The following is a 22,061-nucleotide window of genomic DNA, read 5'->3' as shown; positions in this document are numbered from 1 at the left end:
TAGAATTATGTATAATTATTAATGCTTTTTGTGTGGATTTCCTATTGTTCTTTCTAAGTTCCTTGGTGCACGTAACGATTATTCTTTAAAAAGAATATTGGCTACTGAGAAGAATGAAGACATCTTCATCAGAAAAAAAAGGGGCAAAAACAGAGAAAATTGACGTAGCTACTTAAGGCAGGTGTCTCTATTGCAGCTGAGACACCTGATCTACTCATGATCAAATGAAGAAGTTATAAGCATACAGATTGGATTACAGTATCTTTTTTAAGAAGAAGATTTATCTTGCTTAAAAACTTGTAGATACTATATTTTACATAAATTCTTCATGCGAGGCCTTTATGTTTACTAATAGAATATCTAATAATCTGGATCAGCTGCAATTTTTTGTAGAGTTTTTAAATGAAAATTATGAAATTCAGAAACATCTTAGTCTTACACCACTACATTTAGCAGCAGGAAATGGTCAGTTGGATTTAGTCAACACTTTATTAGGAGAAGGTTTAGATATTAATTCAGAGATTAAGTACGATGGCTTTACGCCACTGTATTTTTCAATTGCAAAAAATCGCTTAGAGATGGTTAACTTTCTTATTGCTCATGGAGCAGATGTAAACCATAAGACCATTCTAGGCTTTACACCTTTAAGTTTTGCATCCCAGCAAGGATATTTAGATATAGTCAACACCTTGATTGCAAATGGAGCAGATCTTAGTACTAAAACAGATAAACTTAATACACCTTTACACCTAGCAGCAGAGAATGGTCATCTAGATATAGTAAATGTTTTTATTGAAAAGGGATTAGATGTTAATGCTGTAAATAATGATCGAGCAAGACCTTTGCATTCTGCAGTACAAAATGGTAACCTCGAAGTAGTTAAAGCTCTTATTTCACAAGGGTCTAATATTAACGCTGGATCTTCAGGCATAGGTAATCATAAAGTTGATGCAAACATTACACCCTTACATCTGGGAACACAAACTGGTAGGTTAGATATAGTTAAAGTTCTGCTTGAAGCGGGAGCAAACGTTAATGCAAAAACAGATGATAAGATTACACCTCTACATTTAGCGTCTCAAAATGGCTTTTTAGAGTTAGTAGACATTTTACTAAAAGCAAAATCTAATGTTAATGCTAAGGATTATGAGAATCTTACACCTCTACATTTAGCAGCAGAACGTAATCACTTTGGAGTAGTTAAGTCTCTTCTTCTCGTAAGGGGAATTGATGTTAATGCTAAGGACCACGATAATTCCACAGCTTTACATATAGGATCTCAGAATGGTCACTTAGAAGTAGTGAAGCTACTAATAGAGAAAAAAGCCAATGTTAATGCTAAAAAAAACGAAGGTTTTACACCTTTGCATCTAGCAATTCAGCAAAGTCATTTCGAGGTGAGTGATTTTTTAATTAAAAATGGAGCAAACATTAACACCGTGGATGATCAGAATTGGACTCCTTTACATAATGCAGCATATAATGGTTTTTCTTTAAAAATAGTAGAGAGCTTAATTGCAAAAGGAGCAAATATAAATGCAAAGATGGATGATGGTAGAAGAGCTCTACATTTGGCAGCAGAACATAATCGCTTGGAAATAATGAATTTCTTGATTGAAAATGGAGCAGATATTAATGCTCTAGATAACAGAAGTTGGACTCCTCTACATTGTGCAGCATATGATGGTAATTTAGAAGTTGCTAAATCTTTGCTTGATAAAGGAGCAGACATTAATGCTAAAACAGTTAAAAGTACTACACCTCTACACTTTGCAGTAGACCATGATCATTTAGAGGTGGTTGAATTGCTCTTAGAAAAGGAAGCAGATATTAATGCTTTAGATCACACAAATTGGACTCCTTTACATTTTGCAGCAGAAAAAGGTTATGATCAGATAGCAACCGTTCTATTGAAACATGGTGCTGATGTAAATGTAAAAGAAAATCAAAATAAAGGCACAGCCCTACATCTTGCAGCTCAATATGGTCATCCTAAGGTAGTTAAAACTCTTATTATAAATGGAGCGGATGTTAATGCAAAAATGGATAAAAATGCTACGCCTTTACACTTAGGGGCACAAATTGGTAATTTAGATATAGTTAGGTCTCTACTTATGAGCGGAGCATACTTTAATGCTAGAGCTGAAGGAGGTAGATATGTTTTACCATTACACTTTGCGGAAAGAAGAGGAAACCCAGAAGTAATAAAATTACTAAAATTGGTTGAGAAGTTATTTAAGGCTATAGAAGATAATAATTATTTAGGAATTGAGAGTTCCATTAGAGATGGAGCAATCATTGATTCGAAGAACGTGGATGGAAGAACGCCATTACATTATGCTGTTAATAATGGGCACATAAAAGTTGTAAATATCTTGCTAGCAAATGGAGCTGATGCTACTCAAGTTACTAACAAGGGTAATACACCATTACACACTGCTGCTTCCAAAGGTCATAAAGAAATTATTGAAGCTTTGTTACAACGTGTAAGCCACAATAAATTGAGTGATTTTATTAATGCTAAAACAATAGTTAAAGGCACTACATCGTTGCATGTTGCTACTGAAAATAGCTTTTTCGAAGCTGTAAAATCTTTGTTGAAACATGGTGCAATTTATAACATCAAGAATAAAGAAGGTAAAGCACCACTTGATCTTTCTCGAGACCAGAATATTACTAACCTATTGAAATTAGTAGAAGAGCTATTTGAAAATGCAAAAAATGGTAATGTTGAAATTATCAGTAAGCTGAGAGCAATAAAACCCGATGAGCGCGTAGCTGTAACAAATGCTCGTAATGATCAAGACAAGTCATTAGTCCAGGTTGCAGTAATCAATAAACACTCAAACCTTGCAAGTAGATTATTAGAAATATTAAAAAGTCCAGATCAGAGTTTACAAGATGTCAGCGTAGAAAATAGAGTAAAGAGTTTAAAGTTATAGCTCTCTTAAATGAAACTCTAATGAGGGTGCCAAGATCTAGAAAATATATAAAAATTACAGTGGACTTTACATCTTACTAATTATAAATTAACTTACTACAAAAGTTTCTGGTAAGCTTTGCCTTCTTTCATCTGGTGCATTGAATTCTTTCATTAGACGATTTTCTAAAAGACTTGGTCTCTTTTCATAAAACTCTTTTTGATCTTTTTTCTCTTGACTATCAACCTGCTCTTGGCTTTTACTATCATTAAAAATTAGCTCCTCTTCAATACCTTGATCACCCGCTGCAAATCTCGTTGATAGTGTTTTTATTATCCCTCTTCTCACTATTTCATATATTAGCCTTTTATTCTGAAATCTTACTTCCGATTTATTTGGATGCACATTTACATCTACTTGGTCATATGGTACTTCTAAATGCAACACTGCAAAAGGATACCTATTGTTTGGAATAAAATCGTGATACGCATATCTAATTGCACCAACAAGTAGATTGTCTTTTATTGGCCTTCCATTAACAAACGTATAAATCTGAGTTGAGTTGCCACGATTGACATTAGGTTTAAAGATGTGTCCCTTAAGTTTGATGCCTTCTTCTTCCTCTTTAACTTCCAGTGAATTGCTTTGAAATTCTTCTTCTATTTCACATAATCTGTTGAACAGCGAAGTTTGCTTAACATATTTTAAGAGCTTTTTATTACCAGAAGTGAGAGTAAACCCAATACTATAATTAATCATCGCTAAGTTATTCACAATATCAACAATACTTTGTGTTTCTGCCCTTTCGGTTTTTAGAAACTTTAGTCTATTTGGTGTAGCAAAAAATAAGTCACGAACTTCAATATATGTACCTTGCAACAAAGAACAAGGGGTAATCTCTCTTATTTTTTCTCCTCCCTCATACCTTATAGACCATGCTTCCTTTGCTCCACTTGCCTTAGACGATAATTTCATTCTGCTTACTGCTGCAATTGAAGGTAAAGCTTCTCCCCTAAACCCAAGGTGCTTGATTTCTATTAACTCACTATCGCTTAATTTTGAAGTGGCATGCCTCATAAATGCTAGTTCTAAGTCGTCCTTTTCTATTCCATTTCCATCATCTGTCACAGTTATAAGGTTACGTCCACCACTTTCTATTTTGATCTCTATCTCTGAACTTCCAGCATCTATTGCATTTTCTACTAATTCCTTTACTACACTCGCTGGCCTTTCTATTACCTCTCCCGCTGCTATACGATTTATAGTTTTTGTGTCTAAAAGAATTATTGCCATATTTTCAACTCTCAGTCTGATCAGTTTAATATCAATTAAAATCAGATTGTCTATTAAATTCTATTCTAAGCCCTTTCATGAAGATCATTAGAATTATGTATAATTATTAATGCTTTTTAAGTGGATTTCCTATTGTTCTTTCTAAGTTCCTTGGTGCACGTAACGATTATTCTTTAAAAAGAATATTGGCTACTGAGAAGAATGAAGACATCTTCATCAGAAAAAAAAGGGGCAAAAAACAGAGAAAATTGACGTAGCTACTTAAGGCAGGTGTCTCTATTGCAGCTGAGACACCTGATCTACTCCCATGATCAAATAAAAAAGTTATAAGCATACAGATTGGATTACAGTATCTTTTTTAAGAAGAAGATTTATCTTGCTTAAAAACTTGTAGATACTATATTTTACATAAATTCTTCATGCGAGGCCTTTATGTTTACTAATAGAATATCTAATAATCTGGATCAGCTGCAATTTTTTGTAGAGTTTTTAAATGAAAATTATGAAATTCAGAAACATCTTAGTCTTACACCACTACATTTAGCAGCAGGAAATGGTCAGTTGGATTTAGTCAACACTTTATTAGGAGAAGGTTTAGATATTAATTCAGAGATTAAGTACGATGGCTTTACGCCACTGTATTTTTCAATTGCAAAAAATCGCTTAGAGATGGTTAACTTTCTTATTGCTCATGGAGCAGATGTAAACCATAAGACCATTCTAGGCTTTACACCTTTAAGTTTTGCATCCCAGCAAGGATATTTAGATATAGTCAACACCTTGATTGCAAATGGAGCAGATCTTAGTACTAAAACAGATAAACTTAATACACCTTTACACCTAGCAGCAGAGAATGGTCATCTAGATATAGTAAATGTTTTTATTGAAAAGGGATTAGATGTTAATGCTGTAAATAATGATCGAGCAAGACCTTTGCATTCTGCAGTACAAAATGGTAACCTCGAAGTAGTTAAAGCTCTTATTTCACAAGGGTCTAATATTAACGCTGGATCTTCAGGCATAGGTAATCATAAAGTTGATGCAAACATTACACCCTTACATCTGGGAACACAAACTGGTAGGTTAGATATAGTTAAAGTTCTGCTTGAAGCGGGAGCAAACGTTAATGCAAAAACAGATGATAAGATTACACCTCTACATTTAGCGTCTCAAAATGGCTTTTTAGAGTTAGTAGACATTTTACTAAAAGCAAAATCTAATGTTAATGCTAAGGATTATGAGAATCTTACACCTCTACATTTAGCAGCAGAACGTAATCACTTTGGAGTAGTTAAGTCTCTTCTTCTCGTAAGGGGAATTGATGTTAATGCTAAGGACCACGATAATTCCACAGCTTTACATATAGGATCTCAGAATGGTCACTTAGAAGTAGTGAAGCTACTAATAGAGAAAAAAGCCAATGTTAATGCTAAAAAAAACGAAGGTTTTACACCTTTGCATCTAGCAATTCAGCAAAGTCATTTCGAGGTGAGTGATTTTTTAATTAAAAATGGAGCAAACATTAACACCGTGGATGATCAGAATTGGACTCCTTTACATAATGCAGCATATAATGGTTTTTCTTTAAAAATAGTAGAGAGCTTAATTGCAAAAGGAGCAAATATAAATGCAAAGATGGATGATGGTAGAAGAGCTCTACATTTGGCAGCAGAACATAATCGCTTGGAAATAATGAATTTCTTGATTGAAAATGGAGCAGATATTAATGCTCTAGATAACAGAAGTTGGACTCCTCTACATTGTGCAGCATATGATGGTAATTTAGAAGTTGCTAAATCTTTGCTTGATAAAGGAGCAGACATTAATGCTAAAACAGTTAAAAGTACTACACCTCTACACTTTGCAGTAGACCATGATCATTTAGAGGTGGTTGAATTGCTCTTAGAAAAGGAAGCAGATATTAATGCTTTAGATCACACAAATTGGACTCCTTTACATTTTGCAGCAGAAAAAGGTTATGATCAGATAGCAACCGTTCTATTGAAACATGGTGCTGATGTAAATGTAAAAGAAAATCAAAATAAAGGCACAGCCCTACATCTTGCAGCTCAATATGGTCATCCTAAGGTAGTTAAAACTCTTATTATAAATGGAGCGGATGTTAATGCAAAAATGGATAAAAATGCTACGCCTTTACACTTAGGGGCACAAATTGGTAATTTAGATATAGTTAGGTCTCTACTTATGAGCGGAGCATACTTTAATGCTAGAGCTGAAGGAGGTAGATATGTTTTACCATTACACTTTGCGGAAAGAAGAGGAAACCCAGAAGTAATAAAATTACTAAAATTGGTTGAGAAGTTATTTAAGGCTATAGAAGATAATAATTATTTAGGAATTGAGAGTTCCATTAGAGATGGAGCAATCATTGATTCGAAGAACGTGGATGGAAGAACGCCATTACATTATGCTGTTAATAATGGGCACATAAAAGTTGTAAATATCTTGCTAGCAAATGGAGCTGATGCTACTCAAGTTACTAACAAGGGTAATACACCATTACACACTGCTGCTTCCAAAGGTCATAAAGAAATTATTGAAGCTTTGTTACAACGTGTAAGCCACAATAAATTGAGTGATTTTATTAATGCTAAAACAATAGTTAAAGGCACTACATCGTTGCATGTTGCTACTGAAAATAGCTTTTTCGAAGCTGTAAAATCTTTGTTGAAACATGGTGCAATTTATAACATCAAGAATAAAGAAGGTAAAGCACCACTTGATCTTTCTCGAGACCAGAATATTACTAACCTATTGAAATTAGTAGAAGAGCTATTTGAAAATGCAAAAAATGGTAATGTTGAAATTATCAGTAAGCTGAGAGCAATAAAACCCGATGAGCGCGTAGCTGTAACAAATGCTCGTAATGATCAAGACAAGTCATTAGTCCAGGTTGCAGTAATCAATAAACACTCAAACCTTGCAAGTAGATTATTAGAAATATTAAAAAGTCCAGATCAGAGTTTACAAGATGTCAGCGTAGAAAATAGAGTAAAGAGTTTAAAGTTATAGCTCTCTTAAATGAAACTCTAATGAGGGTGCCAAGATCTAGATCATTTAGAAAATTACAGTGGACTTTACATCTTATTAATTATAAATTAACTTACTACCTAATCAATTCCTGAGTTATGTATGAGTAAAATTTTGATAATATTAGCAGCAGGAAAGAGCAGTAGAATGAATTCTGAATATTCAAAAGCGTTGCACCAAGTGGGAAATCTTACTCTTTTAGAACATATAATTTCTAATGCAAAATCGCTGAGTCTAAAAAGCTTATCAATTGTTGTTAACAACTCCCTTCTAAAAGATTTAGAAAACTTTGATACTCTAAAAAGTATAATCGATCAATACAATATAAAACTAATAATTCAAGAAGATATTACAGGCACTGGCACTGCAGTTAAAATTGCTCTAGAAAATCTGGAGGAGTTATCTGATCAAGACATAGTTTTAATACAGTATGGAGACACTCCTTTTATATCTAGCGATACAGTTATGAAAATGACTGATTGTTTAAAGTATAATAATTTAGTTCTTCTTGGATTCAATAGTCAAGATGAACAATATGGAAGATTAGTAATTGATAATTACGGCAATGTTCAAAAAATCCTAAAAAATGGAGATAAAATGCTTCTTGCAAACTCTGGAATAATGGTTTCATATGCTAAAGATCTCTTTACCTTAGTAAAAGAAATAAAATTTAATAATTCGACCAATGAATATTGTCTTAATGATATAGTGCCCATTGCAGCAACCAATAACTTGAGTGTAGGTTATGTAGTTTCTGATGAAAGAGAAGCAATGGGAGTAAATAATAAAGAGGATTTGATTAAAGCCGAACACTATTTTCAAAAAAAAAGGCGGCCAACTTTTCTTTCATAACTACATTTTCTTATTCATTAATTTAAGTTGACATTTGTTTTATACTGGTTTTATAATACCTTTTGATTCTTACTTGTAAGATAATTGGTACGACAAATTTTCCTAGTTGTAGTGAGAGGGTATACATGGGGATATTAATAACAGGTGCTGCAGGTTTGATAGGGTCAACCTTGGTGAAAAAGTTAGAAAACCAGGGCCATGAAGTAATAAGCTGTGATATTAGGTTTCACAACAATCCACTCAGTTTTTTTTCAGAAGATATAGTACCACTACTTGCTCAGTGTACAGGAATTATTCATCTGGCTGCAATTTCTCGAGTTATACATGGTGAACTTTATCCTGAACTGTGTAGAAAAATTAATGTTGATGGTACAATGCAGTTTTTAGGGTTATGTAAGTCACTTCCAAATAAACCGTGGTTTATATATGCAAGTAGTAGAGAAGTCTATGGAGAGCAGAAGGAACTGCCAGTTACAGAATCTGCTAGTATCGATCCAATAAATAATTATGCCAAAGGTAAAGCATTGATTGAGGAACAAATAACAAGTTCAAAAGATTTTAATGTAGCAATATTACGCTTTTCAAATGTATACGGTGGTTTACTAGATCATAACAGTAGAGTAATTCCTGCACTCTGTATTAATGCATTAAGAGGTGATCCAATTAAAATAGAAGGTAAAGAATGTGTTTTTGATTTTACCTATTTGGATGATGTTATAGAGGGTATATGCTTAACTGTTCAATATTTACAAAGCGAAAAATCTTCTCTTCCTGCTATTCATCTTACTACTAATAGCCCATGTACTTTAGAAAACTTAGCAAAAACAATATTAAAAGTCACAAAAAGTGATTCTAGAATTGATTTTTATCCTCCAAGAAATTTTGATGTAACTAAGTTTCATGGTGATTTTACTAGAGCTAAAGAGCTACTTGGTTGGTCTCCAAAACATTCATTAGAAGTAGGATTAAGTAAATTTATAAAAAGTCTACAAAACAATACACAAGAATATCCTAACAATATAGATATGGTAATATATGAAAATATTAAAAGTTATTCATGGTTACCCTCCTTATTATAGTGCTGGTTCAGAGGTTTATAGCCAAACTCTTGCTCATGAACTAGCAAATAACAATGAGGTACAAGTATTTACTAGGTATGAAAATAGCTTTTTACCTGATTTTTATTACACTACAGTTCTAGATCGTAGTGATTCCCGGATTTTACTGCATTTAATTAATATACCTACAGCTAAATATCGTTATAAATTTATCAATGAAGAAGTAAATATAAAATTTAAAAGAATAATAGATAACTTTCAGCCAGATCTTATACATTTTGGTCATCTTAATCATCTATCAATTACTTTACCAGAAATTGCTTTTAAAGAAAATATACCTACAATTTTTACGCTACATGACTTTTGGTTAATGTGTCCAAGAGGAAGGTTTATTCAACGTAATTCTGAAGATTTATTGCAGCTTTGTGATGGACAAAAGGATCAAAAATGTGCAACCCAATGTTACAAGGGATATTTTACAGGAGATGAAGAATTCCTGAATTCAGACATAAATTATTGGGAACAATGGGTTGCAACTAGAATGAAGCACACAAGGAAAATAATAGACTATATAGATTACTTTATTTCCCCATCGAAATTCTTGATGGATAAATTTACTCAGGATTTTAATGTTCCGATAAACAAAATTTCTTATCTTGATTATGGTTTTGATCTCAATCGTCTTAAGAATAGAAATAGAGCACAAGAAAAAGAGTTTATTTTCGGTTATATTGGTACTCATACTTCCGAAAAAGGTGTTGACCTATTACTAAAGGCTTTTTCTCACTTATCATCTAAAGCAAAACTTAGAATTTGGGGAGCAGAAAGAGAAGAAACTAACGCTTTAAAAGCGATTACCGATCAATTTTTACCTATTGTTAAAGAAAGAATAGAGTGGATGGGAAGTTATGATAATAAGAATATAGTTACTGACGTATTTAATAAAGTTGATGCAATAGTCGTTCCTTCAATTTGGGGTGAAAATTCACCGTTAGTAATACATGAAGCACAGCAACTTAGAATACCAGTTATAACAGCCGATTATGGTGGTATGGCAGAATATGTAAGAGATGGACTGTTGTTTAAGCACAGAGATGCAAGTAGTTTATCAGAAAAAATGCAAATCCTATCTACAGATCAGGAGTTATATAGTAAACTTACCCAAAAAGGCTATCCTTATACTAAAAATGGAAATATACCTTCTATAAGTGAGCATACTGAAAAACTTAACAAGATTTACCGTAATGCTATTAAAAAGAAAGGCAAATCAGTAGCTGTTAAACCCGGTCCTTGGAGAATTACTTTTGATACTAATCCAGATTACTGCAATTTTGCTTGTATAATGTGCGAATGTTTTTCACCATACAGCAAAGTTAAAGAAGAAAAGAAAGCTAAAGGAATAAAACCTAAGATACTATCGATAGAAACTATCAGAAAAGTAATTAAGGAAGCAGCTGGCACACCTTTAAGGGAAATCATTCCTTCTACTATGGGTGAGCCTTTAATGTATAAAAGCTTTGATGAAATAATCAATTTGTGCCATGAGTTCGGCCTTAAGCTTAACCTCACAACCAATGGTTCTTTTCCCATTAAAGGAGCTAGAAAATGGGCTGAACTATTGGTACCAATTTTATCTGATGTTAAGATTTCCTGGAATGGGGCAACTAAAGAAACTCATGAAAGAATCATGAAAGGTTCAAAATGGGAAGTAGTGACAGAAAACTTAAAAACTTTCCTTGAAGTTAGAGATAAATACTTTAGCGACACAGGTGAAAGGTGTACCGTTACTTTACAATTAACATTTTTGGAAAGTAATTTACATGAACTCTATGACATAGTTAAGATGGCCATAAAAAACGGCATAGATAGAGTTAAAGGACATCATCTTTGGGCACATTTTGAGGAAATTAAGGATCTATCTATGAGAAGAGATGAGTTAGCAATTAGTAGATGGAATACAGAGGTGAGAAGGTTATATGAGCTTAGAGATAATATGCTATTACCAAATGGTAAAAAGATAAAATTAGAAAATTTTACAATTCTTTCTCAAGAAGGTATTAAGGATTTGGCTCCAGGTGGTCAATGCCCATTTTTAGGTAAAGAAGCATGGATAAACAATGAAGGAAAGTTTAGTCCTTGCTGTGCTCCAGATGAACTCCGTAAGACATTAGGAAATTTTGGTAATGTTAATGAGGTTAAACTCGAGGAAATATGGCAGAGTAGTGAGTACCTAAGCTTACAAAAGAATTATTTAAATTACAAATTATGCAAAACATGCAACATGAGAAAACCTTTGATCAATTAATCAAAGATAATCTTAGATCTATTAAAATTTCACCGTGTGAGAGCTTTCACGAATTACTAGGAAATCCTTTGTATGAAAATAGGTTTATAAAGGTTGGTAAATTTCATGAGCCCGGTCTTGCACCGGTTTATGATCAGACAGGTGCTTATCATATCAATGTAAGAGGAGAAGCAGTTTATCATAATAGATTTCTAAAAACTTTTGGATTCTACTTTAATAGAGCAGCCGTAGAAGATGATACAGGGTGTTACCATATTGATTCATTTGGATGTAGAGTATACAAACAGTCTTATCAATGGATTGGAAATTATCAGGAAGATGCTTGTGTAGTTAGAAGACATGATAAATGTTTTCATATTAATTTAAATGGCAACAGGATTTATCAGGAGGAATATGATTATGTTGGAGATTTTAAGGATGGTATCGCTGTAGTCTATAAGGATGGTAAAGCTACACATATTAATCATCATGGAAAGTTAGTACATAATAAATGGTATAAAAAACTTAATGTTTTTCATAAAGGGTATTCTATTGCAGAAGATCAACATGGTTGGTTTCATATAGATATTAATGGTGATCCTGTTTACCAGCAGAGATTTAAAATGGTAGAAGCATTCTATAATGGGATGGCAAAAGTTGAAACTTTTGAAGGTCTGTTAGGACAAATCGATATTACCGGAAATGTAAAGTTTAGTATTTTTGATTTAGGTAAAGAATCTCAAGTGCATAGGATTTCTGCAGAACTTTCAGCCTTTTGGAAAACTTACCTAACAAGCATTGCTATTGAACTTGATTTGTTAAATATTTTACCTGCAACTATGCCAGTTTTATCTAAAAAGTTAAACATTATCGTACCAAATCTAGAAAGGCTGTTAAGGGCGTTGTGGGAAATAGGGTTTGTTGATTACGATAAGGACGAGGACTTATGGAAACTATCATCAAAAGGTAAGTGTTTTAAGGAAATACCATTTTTGCCAAAAGCAGCAACAATGTGGGCAAGAGTTGCCGCTGAAAAGAATTGGTTAAAGATTGCTGATATACTAAAACAGGAGTCAATCTCTTCATTTGAATCTTTTAAGGAAAGAGAAGCATCAGAAGATAAGAAAATAGCGTTTTACCAAGCATTGCTAGGATATTCTAGATTTGATACTAAAGAGTTTAATTCTAGGATTAATATAGATGGTGCTAAGAATATATTGCTATTTGGTGTACACTCTTTATTTCTTGCTTATTCTGATATACACAATAAAGGTTCTATAGGCCTATATAACGAACATAAAGTACCAAGACAGTTAGTAGAAAATTTAAAAGTCAAACTTATAACTCAGGAAGAACTATCAGTTACAAATTATGAATTAGGTGTCTTTTGCCGCTTTCTACAGCACTATGATGATGATAAAGTATTGTCTTATTTAAAATTGGTCAAAGGAATATCTCGTATTTTATTGATAGAAACTATTTTAGATTACCGCTCTCCAACTGGAGGCTCTGTAGATATTAATGTCATGGTTGAAACAGGAGGTAAACTAAGAACATTAAACGATTGGGAAAAAATACTCAAACAAGTAAAAGGATTCAAAATTTTTGCTGTTTTACCTTTAACAGATTACTTATCAGTTATTGATGTCAGGTGTTAATCACATGGAAACATTACAAAAAAATGGTTTTTTTATTATCAAAAATCTGGTTCCTTTAGAGCTAATAACTCAGTCTTTAAGTGATATAACAAATAAGATATCAAAGCTATCCCAAGAACTAAGTGTTTCAACTTCTGACTACTTAAACTGTACCGGCAGATGGGGCACGTCATCTCGAGTAACTAGAATTATCTCTCAAGCATTAGATAAAATTATTAAAAATTACCTTGAAAAGTCACTTCAGTGTCAGATACTGCAGAAAAAATCAAATGTTATATGTAAAACTGCTGATTTAATAGATGCAGTTCCCTTCCATCAAGACATCTCCTATAGTTTCAATGATCCTTACCACTTTTCTGTTTGGTTAGCTTTGAATAATGTAAGTGAAACTTCAGGTGCACTGCAAATTATAGAAAACAGTCATAAATGGGAAATACAGCCTTTAGTTGATTTTTGGTACCCATATTTTTTTGATCAGTACTCAAGTAATCGGGAAAATTATAAAATTAAGTCACTACCTATTTCAGCAGGAGATGCGATAGTTTTTGATTCACGGTTATGGCATGGTAGTGATAAGAATATAGATGCTAAAGATAGATTTGCTTATGTAACAAGGTGGATTATAAAAGATCAAGACCTTCCCTATGTGCCAAAACCTCAGCCTTCAGTTTTTGGTATACTCAATTGTGGTGAGTTAACAGAATCTATACTGAGAGAATGCTTGTCATTGTTTGGCTACCAGGAAAGTATAAAAGCAAAAAACATGGAAGAACTTATCAAGAGCTGGTTAGCCTTTATTACAGATACAACTACAAATATTTCTGAGATCGACACTACTGAGGCTAAGCGAGATTTATATAAGCTGCTTATTCTAAATCAAGCATCAGCACTACATGATGCTGGAGACATCTCAGGAAAAATATACAAAAATTTATGGTTTTCACTACTTGTATTTCTCAATAAAAAAGTTAAAGTAGTGGAGCTAGCATTGTAAATGAACAGAAGTAGAGTTGATAGCTTCAAATGTGTATTGATGTTCATCTTGAATATAGTATCTAAATTCAAGCTTAATGTACTTATAATGTCTTTAGTTGCTCTGGTGGTAGCTGTTGATTTGTCTTTTAGAAAGTATTTAGTAAAAAATATTCTAGATACAGCTGTAAAATATCAGGAAGGTAATGTAATTGAAAATCTTTTATTACCTGTAAGCGCTTATCTTGGCATGGCATTACTTATCACTACTGCTTTTAGATTCTATGGCTATTTTGTTGACATTCGAATGTTTACCTTAATGCGTCAAAAAATAGCTGATATATCTTTTTGTAGGCTACTCCAACAAGACCATTCCTATTATCAGAACAATTTATCTGGAAGCTTAGTACATAAGGTCAGTAGCTTAATGGATAGTGTGATAGAGTTAATAAGATTGCTTATAGATTGTTTTTTCGTTTACAGTATAGCATTAGTCTTAGCTATTTATACCTTATCATTAGTAAACATAAAGTTTGCAATCGCTACATTCACTTGGGTAAGCATTTTTATTTTAGTCTCGATTTTCAGCTTTCGTGTACTTACTGAACTAGCTGATAATTACTCTAAACAAAATTCACAAGTAATAGCTAGTATAGCAGATAGTATTTTAAATGTTATATCAGTAAGGCTATTTTCTCAGCAAGCACATGAGAGACACAAATTTTTTCAAATATGCAAGAAAAGAACTATTGCAGAGAGAAAATTGCAGTGGGCATACTTTTGGCTTTGGTTTATATATGGCTATTCATTTGATATACTCCAAGCAGTAAACTTGTATTTTTTAATTCATGATTATCAATTGAACAAAATCGCAATAGGAGATATTGTTCTTGTACTTGGAATTAATATATCGATTATAGAGTTTCTTAACCATCTAACTAGAAATCTTACCCAATTTTCTACTCATTTCGGCAAAGTTTCAGATGCATTGCCAATCTTGAATACCGTACCAGAAATTCAAGATAAGGAAAATGCTAAAGAATTAAATTTATTAAGTGGAAGAATAACGTTTAATAATGTTTCTTTTTCTTATGAGGGTCAAAAGTCATTATTTCAAGATTTTTCAGTTACCATTAATAATCCTTGCGAAAAGGTAGGTCTAGTTGGTTATTCTGGAGGTGGTAAATCTACTTTTATAAACTTAATCCTAAGGCTATTTGATGTTAAAAAAGGTAATATAGAGATTGATAATCAAATAGTATCAGAAGTTACACAGAGTTCTTTGAGGCAACAAATATCTGTAATACCTCAAGACCCATTGTTATTTCATGATACTATTTTAGCAAACATCATATATGGTAGACTTCAATCTACTATCGAAGAAATAATGAGAGCTGCAAAGCTGGCTGGTATTCACGATTTCATTATGACTCTACCAGATCAATATGGAACTACAGTCGGAGAAAAAGGCATCAAACTATCTGGAGGAGAAAGACAAAGAATAATAATAGCAAGGGCATTTTTAAAAAACGCTCCAATATTATTTCTTGATGAACCAACTAGTCAGTTAGATTCTATAACAGAAAAAACAATTCAAATGAGTTTATTTAAACTGATGCAAAATAAAACTACGATTACTATAGCACACCGTATTTCTACACTTTTACACATGGACCGAATTCTAGTATTTAACAAAGGAAAAATTGTCCAAGATGGTAAACACGCTGAATTAGTTTCTAAGCAAGGTCTTTACAAGGAACTTTGGAATGCTCAAATTGGTTGTTTGAATGGCAAGAAATAAGATGGAAAAAATTATTGATCTGAGAAGTGACACTACAACTCTGCAGAGCTCCAACGTTATACATGCAATAAGTAATGCAACTGTTGGAGATTTTGCTTATGGTGAAGACAAAAGCTGTAATGACTTATCAGAATATTGCAAACAATTATTCAAAGTAGAAGAAGCATTATTTGTAACCAGCGGTATGCTTGCAAATAGATTAGCCATTGCCAGTCAAACAAGTCCTGGTGATGAACTAATAACTCATTATAATTATCACGTTAATTTTTTCGATAGCGCAGGCAATGCAAAAGTAAATAATATCGTATTTAATTGTATTAGAAATAATAGCGGAATCTTAGATGTTGCTGAAGTAGAATATGCTATTAATTCTAAGCCAAGGTACAAAATTTTTGCTCAGGTGAGTCTTGTTTCTATAGAAAATAGTATAAACGGGTTTAATGGTAAAATTTATCCTTTTGAAAAACAAGTCGAGTTATATCACTTTTTAAAAGCTCACAATGTAAATCTTCATTTAGACGGTGCAAGAATATTTAATGCTCATGTCGAAACAAATATTGCTTTAGCAGATTATGCTAAATATGTGGATACAATGAGCTTTTCTTTTACCAAAGGACTTGGAGCTCCTTTTGGTTCAATGCTTATGGGTAAAAGAGAGATAATTGAAAGGGCTAAAAAGCTACAGGTTTGGCTAGGTAGTGGTTATCATCAGATAGGGTATTGTGCTAATGCAGCAAAGTATGTACTACAGAACAATATTTCTAGGCTTAAAGAAGACAATAAACTCGCCAAACTGTTTGCAGACAAGATTAAGGAAATTCCACACATAAAACTGGTACTACCTTATCCAGAAACTAATATAGTAAGCTTTAGTATAAAAGCACTAAATGTAACTAATGAGGTTTTCTTGAGTAAGTGCCAAGCTTATGGTTTATTGCTTTTTCCTTGGCTCGAGTCTCATATAAGAGCAGTTACCCATCTTGGCACAAAGGAAACAGACATCATGAAAGCTGCTGAAATTATAAAGGAGGTTGTGTTAAATTTAATATGAGAGTAAAAATAGATTTCTTTAGCGATTCAAACACTGACCCTTCAGCTAAAATGAGGGAAGCGATGGCTAAAGCAAAAGTTGGAAACGAAGCTGCATGTGAAGATCCAACTGTGAACGAATTAGTGGCAACCGCATGTAAAATATTAGGTAAACCTGCAGGAATCTTTTTGATTTCAGGAACGATGTCCAATGTAATTGCTTATAAAGTACACATTCAAAGACCTGGTGATTACTTGCTGCTTGATGAAACTTCACATCCGCTCATAGTACAATCTGGCTTGATCGCAGCCCAGGCACATGCCACTCCTTTGCCCATCAAAGGTACGAGAGGAATATTTACTGGAGAACAAATTGTTGAGTTTATTACTCGTCCTAGTTTAAGAAATATTCCGAGAGTTGGGCTTGTTTCTATCGAACAAACGACAAATTTTGGTGGTGGAGCTGTGTGGCCTTTAGAATATATTCAAGAGATCTCAAGTCTCTGCAAAGAGAATGACGTATTCACTCATTTAGATGGAGCAAGACTGTTCAACGCTTGTGCTCATACTAAAATATCTCCAAAGGAGTATGCAAGTTATTTTGATTCGGTATTCATTGATTTTAGTAAAGGATTAGGTGCTCCAATGGGCGCAATATTGCTTGGAAGTGAAGAGTTTATTGAAAAAGCTTGGTACTATAAGTTTCAAATTGGCGGAGGTATGCACCAAGCTGGCATTATTTCAGCTGCATGTTTATATGCTCTACGTAATAATGTAAATTCTTTAGAAGAAGATCATAAAAAAATGCAGCACCTTATAGAAGGCCTAGACTCCATAGATCAAGTTATAATTGATATCAACCTGTATAAAACTAATATAGCGTATTTTTCATTACGTACTAATTGTATATCTACTCAAGAATTAATAAACGTACTAATGACAAATTATGGAATTAGAATGGCTAACATCAAAGGTAAAATCAGAGCTATAACACATAGAGATATAAGCTATGAAGATATTAATGCTACTGTATCTGCTATAAGAAAGATACTAAGTAATTTTCTGCACTAATTGTTTGCAAACTTCTTGTCAAACAATATTATACCAATATAGTATTATGCTAGCATCTGCATAGAGCTATTTGGGAATAGGTGTAAACTTTGTCTTCTTTCAATATTTACTATTCTTCTGTGGATATATGCTGCTTTATTTATCAAGACAAAGTATACCAATTGCTCTACCACTGTTAATAGATACTGACCATGTAAAATTAAGCTATTTTTTTGCCTGCTTTTCTTTTTTTTATGGAGTATCAAAATTTGTTAATGGAATAATCATGGACTCCAAAAATAATCCATTATTTATGTTTGGGCTATGCAATATTGCAACTGGATTATTAACCATTGGTATAACTTTATCATATAATAATCTAACTTTATTACTGTTAACATTAATATTATTAGCTTGGACACAAGGGTTAGGTTGGCCAGCTATTACCAAGTTTATGGTTAAAAACTCTAGCATCTCTTCAATTGCATCATCATGGGGAGTTATGAGCGCATCTCAGCAACTTGGTTCTTGTATTACTTTAATTGTATTACCAAGTATAATTAAAATATATGATGCAAAAAGTGCATTTTTGTACTCTGGTTTCTTATGCTTACTTTTTGGAATTTATATAATATTAAAGGCATATTACAAAGAAAGTGCCAACTTTATTACCTATTATAAGGTGCAGAAATCTCAAATAGGTATCAAGGTAACAAGTTCCATATGGTTTCTATGTTGTGCTACTTTTTGTGCTTATATTATAAAAATGGGAATCTTCTTTTGGTTTCCTATAATTTTAAAGAATAAATTACAAATTTCTCTTGTACAATCCTCACTAATAACAGGCGTATATGATTTAGGTGGAATCCTTGGAACTTTAATAACAGGAAGAATTAGTGATATGTACTTCTTTCAAAATAGAAGCTTGCTGGCATCACTTTATATGTTGGGTATAGCACTCACTTTTATTGCAATGAACTTTGGTCAAAACATAATTCTTATAAACCTTGGTGCAATCTTATCAGGATTCTTTATATTTGGAGTGCAAGTACTGACAGGTGTTATAGCTGTAGAAATTGCTCCACAAAATAATGTATGTGCAATTGTAAGCTTAACAGGATTATTTGGGTATATTGCAAGTTCAATATTTTCATGCGTGCTCTTAGGAGTACTTGTTAAGCACTGTGGTAACAGTATTATGTTTTCATTTTTTTCCATTTGCTCTGTTGTTGCACTCGTTTGCTTTTCCATACTATCAAGCAAAGATCTAAAAAAACTAAGTAAAGCGGTGTAAAAAAAATTTCTCAACAGTTAAACTTTGTAGATAGATTTTTTACCCAAAGAATAAACATGGTAACCATATCTTAGTAATAGCTCGCTATCTAATAAATTACGGAAATCAAAAACATTAGGTGCAGCCATAATACTCTTTAAACTTGCAAAATCTTGATTTTTAAATTCTTTCCACTCCGTTAACAATAACAAGGCTTCCGCGTCCCTTGCAGCCCCTATAGCATTGTCCGCGTATTCTATATCCTTTAGAACTTGCCTAGCATTATCCATCCCCATTGGGTCATATGCAGTAATTTTAGCCTTGTTATTCACTAACAATTGTGCAATATCTATAGCTGGGCTATTTCTTACATCATCAGTACCAGACTTAAAAGTTAGCCCCCATATTGCTATTTTTTTATTTTGGACTCCATTTAATACATATTCTACCTTTTTAGCAATGTTTGTTATATGATTATAGTTAGATTCCTTAACTGAATTTAAAATTTGTAGCTTGACATTGTGGTCTTCAGCAAGCCTTATTAAAGCCGACAAATCTTTAGGAAAACATGATCCTCCAAATCCTGGACCAGCTTTGAGAAATTCCTTACCTATTCTATGGTCCATTCCCATACTGTTAGCTAAAAGGTCAATGTCTGCTCCTAATAGCTCACATAAACCTGCCATCTCATTGATAAAAGCAACCTTTGTTGCTAGAAAAGCATTAGAAGCATATTTAATCATTTCAGCAGTAACTGTATCAGTGACTATTAACGGAATATTCTTATCTATAAATGATCTATATATAACTTCTAGTTTTGCCCTAGCTAGCTTAGTTTTTACTCCTATTATTATCCTATCTGGGTATAAAAAATCTGATACTGCAGAGCCTTGCTTGAGAAACTCTGGATTAACTCCTAAATCAAAGTTATAGCCCTTATTAGATAAATAATTATGTATATTTTCTGCAGTACCAGGAGGAACAGTTGACTTTATCACTATTAAGCAATCTTGATTAACTCTTTCAGAAACTTCACTTACTGCATTATATACATTCTTTAAATTTGCATTTCCTAGGGAGTCTGATGGAGTATCTACAGTTATAAATACTACTTCTGTATTGGGATTTATTTGAAAATACGAATCGAAAAATCTTATTCTTTGTGACTTTATATTATTCTCTAAATAATCTGCTAATCCAGGTTCATATAGAGGAATTTTCCCTGATTTCAAAAGTTCAATCTTCTCAGTATTTATGTCAATGCAATCAACTTTATGGCCCTGCTCAGATAACATTGTACCAGATACTAATCCTACATACCCTACTCCTATAATAGTTATGTGCATTACCTTAAAAATATAGCTTAGCATCTAAAATAAATACCATTAACAATTATAAACTTTTGTTGTTACACTATTTTTCTTAATTGCCTTACCTTCCGAATAAGCTATAAATAAGGTTGAAGGTATTAATATCAAAGTACCATATAAAGCACTTTTATCAGGTAATTCATTAAATATAACGTATGTTACTATTGCAGAAATTATTAGCTCTATGTATCTATACGGTGCAAGTGCAGTAGCATCAGTAAGAGTAAAAGCTTTTAACATAAAGAACAGAATTAGGTTTGAAGAATTAATTCCCAAAATCAGCAGTAATACTAACTCCAACAAGGAAGGCACATGCCAACAAAATAACAAAGGTGGAGTAGAAAAAATAGTTGTCGTTAGAGCTGAATAAAATAACATACTTATTACTGACTCTTTTGTTACAAGTTTCTTATTAAGTATATCCAATATAGCAAAGATCAATGCAGATACAATAAAAATAAGAATTTTAGGATTAAAATCTTCACTATGAGCTTTGGTAGTAATAGCAATACCAACAAAGCCAATAACAGTTACTATCCATCTTTGCCAAATTATATTTTCGTTTAGCAAAGGGATTGCAAGAAGTATAACAAATAATGGTATAGAAAAACTTATAATCGTTGCAGTTACTATGGGGAAAACAGTCAACCCGTAAGTCCATAAGGTCATTCCACAAAACAACAACCCACCCCTGGTTATTTGAGTAGATATTTGACTTGTTTTAAAAGTTTCTATTCCATAGTAAAACATAAAAGGTACAAGGGTAATAGTGGTAAACAGAAAGCGGAAAAAAATTATTTCAAAACTCTGAAGATGTAAACTTAGATATTTTGATATAGTATCATTAGCTACACTACTAAGTAAGCTAAGTATAAACCAGATAACCCCAAACAAATAAGCTCTCAATCTGTAATCCATAAAGCTTCTGATTTAATAGATACGATGTACTCATATAATTTTACTACAAAACTAATAATATAAAAGTTTTCTGATGTACGTCCCCAGAATGTGATCGTAAGGGTTCATTATAAATAATTCGGGAAATTTCGTCTCTTTAGACATATTAAGAGCTATGTAACGAACGTTTATATTTGTGAGTAATAGTAAGGCTCAAGTAAGGAAAATGCTAGTGAGGTAAAGTAGAATAACGTTGATTTGATAATTTAAGCTCATTCCCTCTTGCTACATCTCTCTTTAAATATCTCCTCTTTTGCAGCAGGTCTATAGAATTATACAGAGTATTTTATCTTCCAATACAGGCAATCTTGACGTTCTTCCATGGCATTTCTTCTGTTCTTGAACTTTTTCCCATTCTGGGCGCACTTTTTCTACAATCTTTTCGAATTCTTCTATTTTCAAACCTGTTACATCTCGAAAATTTCTCGGATGTTCTTTTAGATTATGGTAGTTTAAGCTCATCTTCCCTCTCTATTCTCTTGCTATACCTCC

At 32.8% G+C, this 22,061-nt stretch carries 14 protein-coding genes and 1 pseudogene; 11 read left to right on the top strand and 4 right to left on the bottom strand.

Going from position 1 to position 22,061, the window contains the following annotated elements:
* Window positions 1–341: 341 nt before the first annotated feature.
* Window positions 342–2,942, top strand: coding sequence for an ankyrin repeat domain-containing protein (locus BBB02_RS01105; protein WP_127463682.1), 2,601 nt, complete (start codon window positions 342–344; stop codon window positions 2,940–2,942).
* Between the two features lie 105 nt (window positions 2,943–3,047).
* On the opposite strand, the pseudogene mutL reads toward BBB02_RS01105, so the two are convergent.
* A pseudogene (mutL, locus tag BBB02_RS01100) lies at window positions 3,048–4,214 on the bottom strand (DNA mismatch repair endonuclease MutL); the annotation flags it as partial.
* Between the two features lie 432 nt (window positions 4,215–4,646).
* Between mutL and BBB02_RS01095 the strand changes: the two are divergent.
* The 10 genes from BBB02_RS01095 to BBB02_RS01050 all read left to right on the top strand — a co-directional run bounded on the left by BBB02_RS01095 (window position 4,647) and on the right by BBB02_RS01050 (window position 19,263).
* The gene (locus BBB02_RS01095) at window positions 4,647–7,247 is read left to right on the top strand and encodes an ankyrin repeat domain-containing protein (protein ID WP_127463682.1); all 2,601 of its coding nucleotides are present in this window, start codon (window positions 4,647–4,649) and stop codon (window positions 7,245–7,247) included.
* A 120-nt stretch (window positions 7,248–7,367) separates the two neighbouring features.
* Window positions 7,368–8,117: an NTP transferase domain-containing protein gene (locus BBB02_RS01090; RefSeq protein WP_063630625.1), complete on the top strand. Its 750-nt coding sequence runs from the start codon at window positions 7,368–7,370 to the stop codon at window positions 8,115–8,117.
* A gap of 125 nt (window positions 8,118–8,242) precedes the next feature.
* A complete protein-coding gene (locus BBB02_RS01085; RefSeq protein ID WP_063630624.1) occupies window positions 8,243–9,196 on the top strand; it encodes an NAD-dependent epimerase/dehydratase family protein in 954 nt (317 codons plus the stop codon).
* The gene (locus BBB02_RS01080; RefSeq protein ID WP_127463681.1) at window positions 9,153–11,480 is read left to right on the top strand and encodes a glycosyltransferase; all 2,328 of its coding nucleotides are present in this window, start codon (window positions 9,153–9,155) and stop codon (window positions 11,478–11,480) included. Before BBB02_RS01085 ends, BBB02_RS01080 begins: the two co-directional genes overlap by 44 nt.
* Window positions 11,441–13,117 (top strand): WG repeat-containing protein, encoded by a 1,677-nt coding sequence (locus BBB02_RS01075; RefSeq protein WP_063630622.1) that lies wholly within the window; start codon window positions 11,441–11,443, stop codon window positions 13,115–13,117. The genes BBB02_RS01080 and BBB02_RS01075 overlap by 40 nt, the downstream gene beginning before the upstream one ends.
* Window positions 13,118–13,121: 4 nt before the next feature.
* The gene (locus BBB02_RS01070) at window positions 13,122–14,111 is read left to right on the top strand and encodes a phytanoyl-CoA dioxygenase family protein (RefSeq protein WP_127463680.1); all 990 of its coding nucleotides are present in this window, start codon (window positions 13,122–13,124) and stop codon (window positions 14,109–14,111) included.
* Window positions 14,112–15,890, top strand: coding sequence for an ABC transporter ATP-binding protein (locus BBB02_RS01065; protein ID WP_127463679.1), 1,779 nt, complete (start codon window positions 14,112–14,114; stop codon window positions 15,888–15,890). It abuts the gene before it with no gap.
* A gap of 1 nt (window position 15,891) precedes the next feature.
* Window positions 15,892–16,941 carry a threonine aldolase family protein gene (locus tag BBB02_RS01060; RefSeq protein WP_063630628.1) on the top strand — a complete coding sequence of 350 codons (1,050 nt, stop codon included), beginning with the start codon at window positions 15,892–15,894 and terminating at the stop codon, window positions 16,939–16,941.
* Entirely contained in the window at window positions 16,938–17,990 is a 1,053-nt protein-coding gene (locus BBB02_RS01055; RefSeq protein WP_127463678.1) for a threonine aldolase family protein, read from the top strand. Before BBB02_RS01060 ends, BBB02_RS01055 begins: the two co-directional genes overlap by 4 nt.
* A gap of 127 nt (window positions 17,991–18,117) precedes the next feature.
* Window positions 18,118–19,263: an MFS transporter gene (locus BBB02_RS01050; protein WP_127463677.1), complete on the top strand. Its 1,146-nt coding sequence runs from the start codon at window positions 18,118–18,120 to the stop codon at window positions 19,261–19,263.
* Between the two features lie 17 nt (window positions 19,264–19,280).
* On the opposite strand, the gene BBB02_RS01045 is transcribed toward BBB02_RS01050, so the two are convergent.
* The 3 genes from BBB02_RS01045 to BBB02_RS01035 all read right to left on the bottom strand — a co-directional run bounded on the left by BBB02_RS01045 (window position 19,281) and on the right by BBB02_RS01035 (window position 22,031).
* Window positions 19,281–20,588, bottom strand: coding sequence for a UDP-glucose dehydrogenase family protein (locus BBB02_RS01045; RefSeq protein WP_127463676.1), 1,308 nt, complete (start codon window positions 20,586–20,588; stop codon window positions 19,281–19,283).
* Window positions 20,589–20,627: 39 nt separating this feature from the next.
* Window positions 20,628–21,530, bottom strand: coding sequence for a DMT family transporter (locus BBB02_RS01040; RefSeq protein ID WP_127463675.1), 903 nt, complete (start codon window positions 21,528–21,530; stop codon window positions 20,628–20,630).
* 303 nt (window positions 21,531–21,833) lie between these two features.
* Window positions 21,834–22,031 (bottom strand): hypothetical protein, encoded by a 198-nt coding sequence (locus BBB02_RS01035; protein WP_063630617.1) that lies wholly within the window; start codon window positions 22,029–22,031, stop codon window positions 21,834–21,836.
* Window positions 22,032–22,061 lie beyond the last annotated feature (30 nt).

This window comes from Wolbachia endosymbiont of Bemisia tabaci, assembly GCF_003999585.1.
In the GTDB taxonomy this organism is placed as follows: domain Bacteria; phylum Pseudomonadota; class Alphaproteobacteria; order Rickettsiales; family Anaplasmataceae; genus Wolbachia.
The sequence above is the reverse complement of the archived record's forward strand: the minus strand, read 5'-3'. Positions and strand labels throughout refer to the sequence as shown.

What these genes read in the sequence shown, in the direction of transcription:
- BBB02_RS01105 (WP_127463682.1), top strand. Translation starts at nt 342, where the DNA reads ATGTTTACTAATAGAATATCTAATAATCTGGATCAGCTGCAATTTTTT.
- BBB02_RS01095 (WP_127463682.1), top strand. Translation starts at nt 4,647, where the DNA reads ATGTTTACTAATAGAATATCTAATAATCTGGATCAGCTGCAATTTTTT.
- BBB02_RS01090 (WP_063630625.1), top strand. Translation starts at nt 7,368, where the DNA reads ATGAGTAAAATTTTGATAATATTAGCAGCAGGAAAGAGCAGTAGAATG.
- BBB02_RS01085 (WP_063630624.1), top strand. Translation starts at nt 8,243, where the DNA reads ATGGGGATATTAATAACAGGTGCTGCAGGTTTGATAGGGTCAACCTTG.
- BBB02_RS01080 (WP_127463681.1), top strand. Translation starts at nt 9,153, where the DNA reads ATGAAAATATTAAAAGTTATTCATGGTTACCCTCCTTATTATAGTGCT.
- BBB02_RS01075 (WP_063630622.1), top strand. Translation starts at nt 11,441, where the DNA reads ATGCAAAACATGCAACATGAGAAAACCTTTGATCAATTAATCAAAGAT.
- BBB02_RS01070 (WP_127463680.1), top strand. Translation starts at nt 13,122, where the DNA reads ATGGAAACATTACAAAAAAATGGTTTTTTTATTATCAAAAATCTGGTT.
- BBB02_RS01065 (WP_127463679.1), top strand. Translation starts at nt 14,112, where the DNA reads ATGAACAGAAGTAGAGTTGATAGCTTCAAATGTGTATTGATGTTCATC.
- BBB02_RS01060 (WP_063630628.1), top strand. Translation starts at nt 15,892, where the DNA reads ATGGAAAAAATTATTGATCTGAGAAGTGACACTACAACTCTGCAGAGC.
- BBB02_RS01055 (WP_127463678.1), top strand. Translation starts at nt 16,938, where the DNA reads ATGAGAGTAAAAATAGATTTCTTTAGCGATTCAAACACTGACCCTTCA.
- BBB02_RS01050 (WP_127463677.1), top strand. Translation starts at nt 18,118, where the DNA reads ATGCTGCTTTATTTATCAAGACAAAGTATACCAATTGCTCTACCACTG.
- BBB02_RS01045 (WP_127463676.1), bottom strand. Translation starts at nt 20,588, where the DNA reads ATGCACATAACTATTATAGGAGTAGGGTATGTAGGATTAGTATCTGGT.
- BBB02_RS01040 (WP_127463675.1), bottom strand. Translation starts at nt 21,530, where the DNA reads ATGGATTACAGATTGAGAGCTTATTTGTTTGGGGTTATCTGGTTTATA.
- BBB02_RS01035 (WP_063630617.1), bottom strand. Translation starts at nt 22,031, where the DNA reads ATGAGCTTAAACTACCATAATCTAAAAGAACATCCGAGAAATTTTCGA.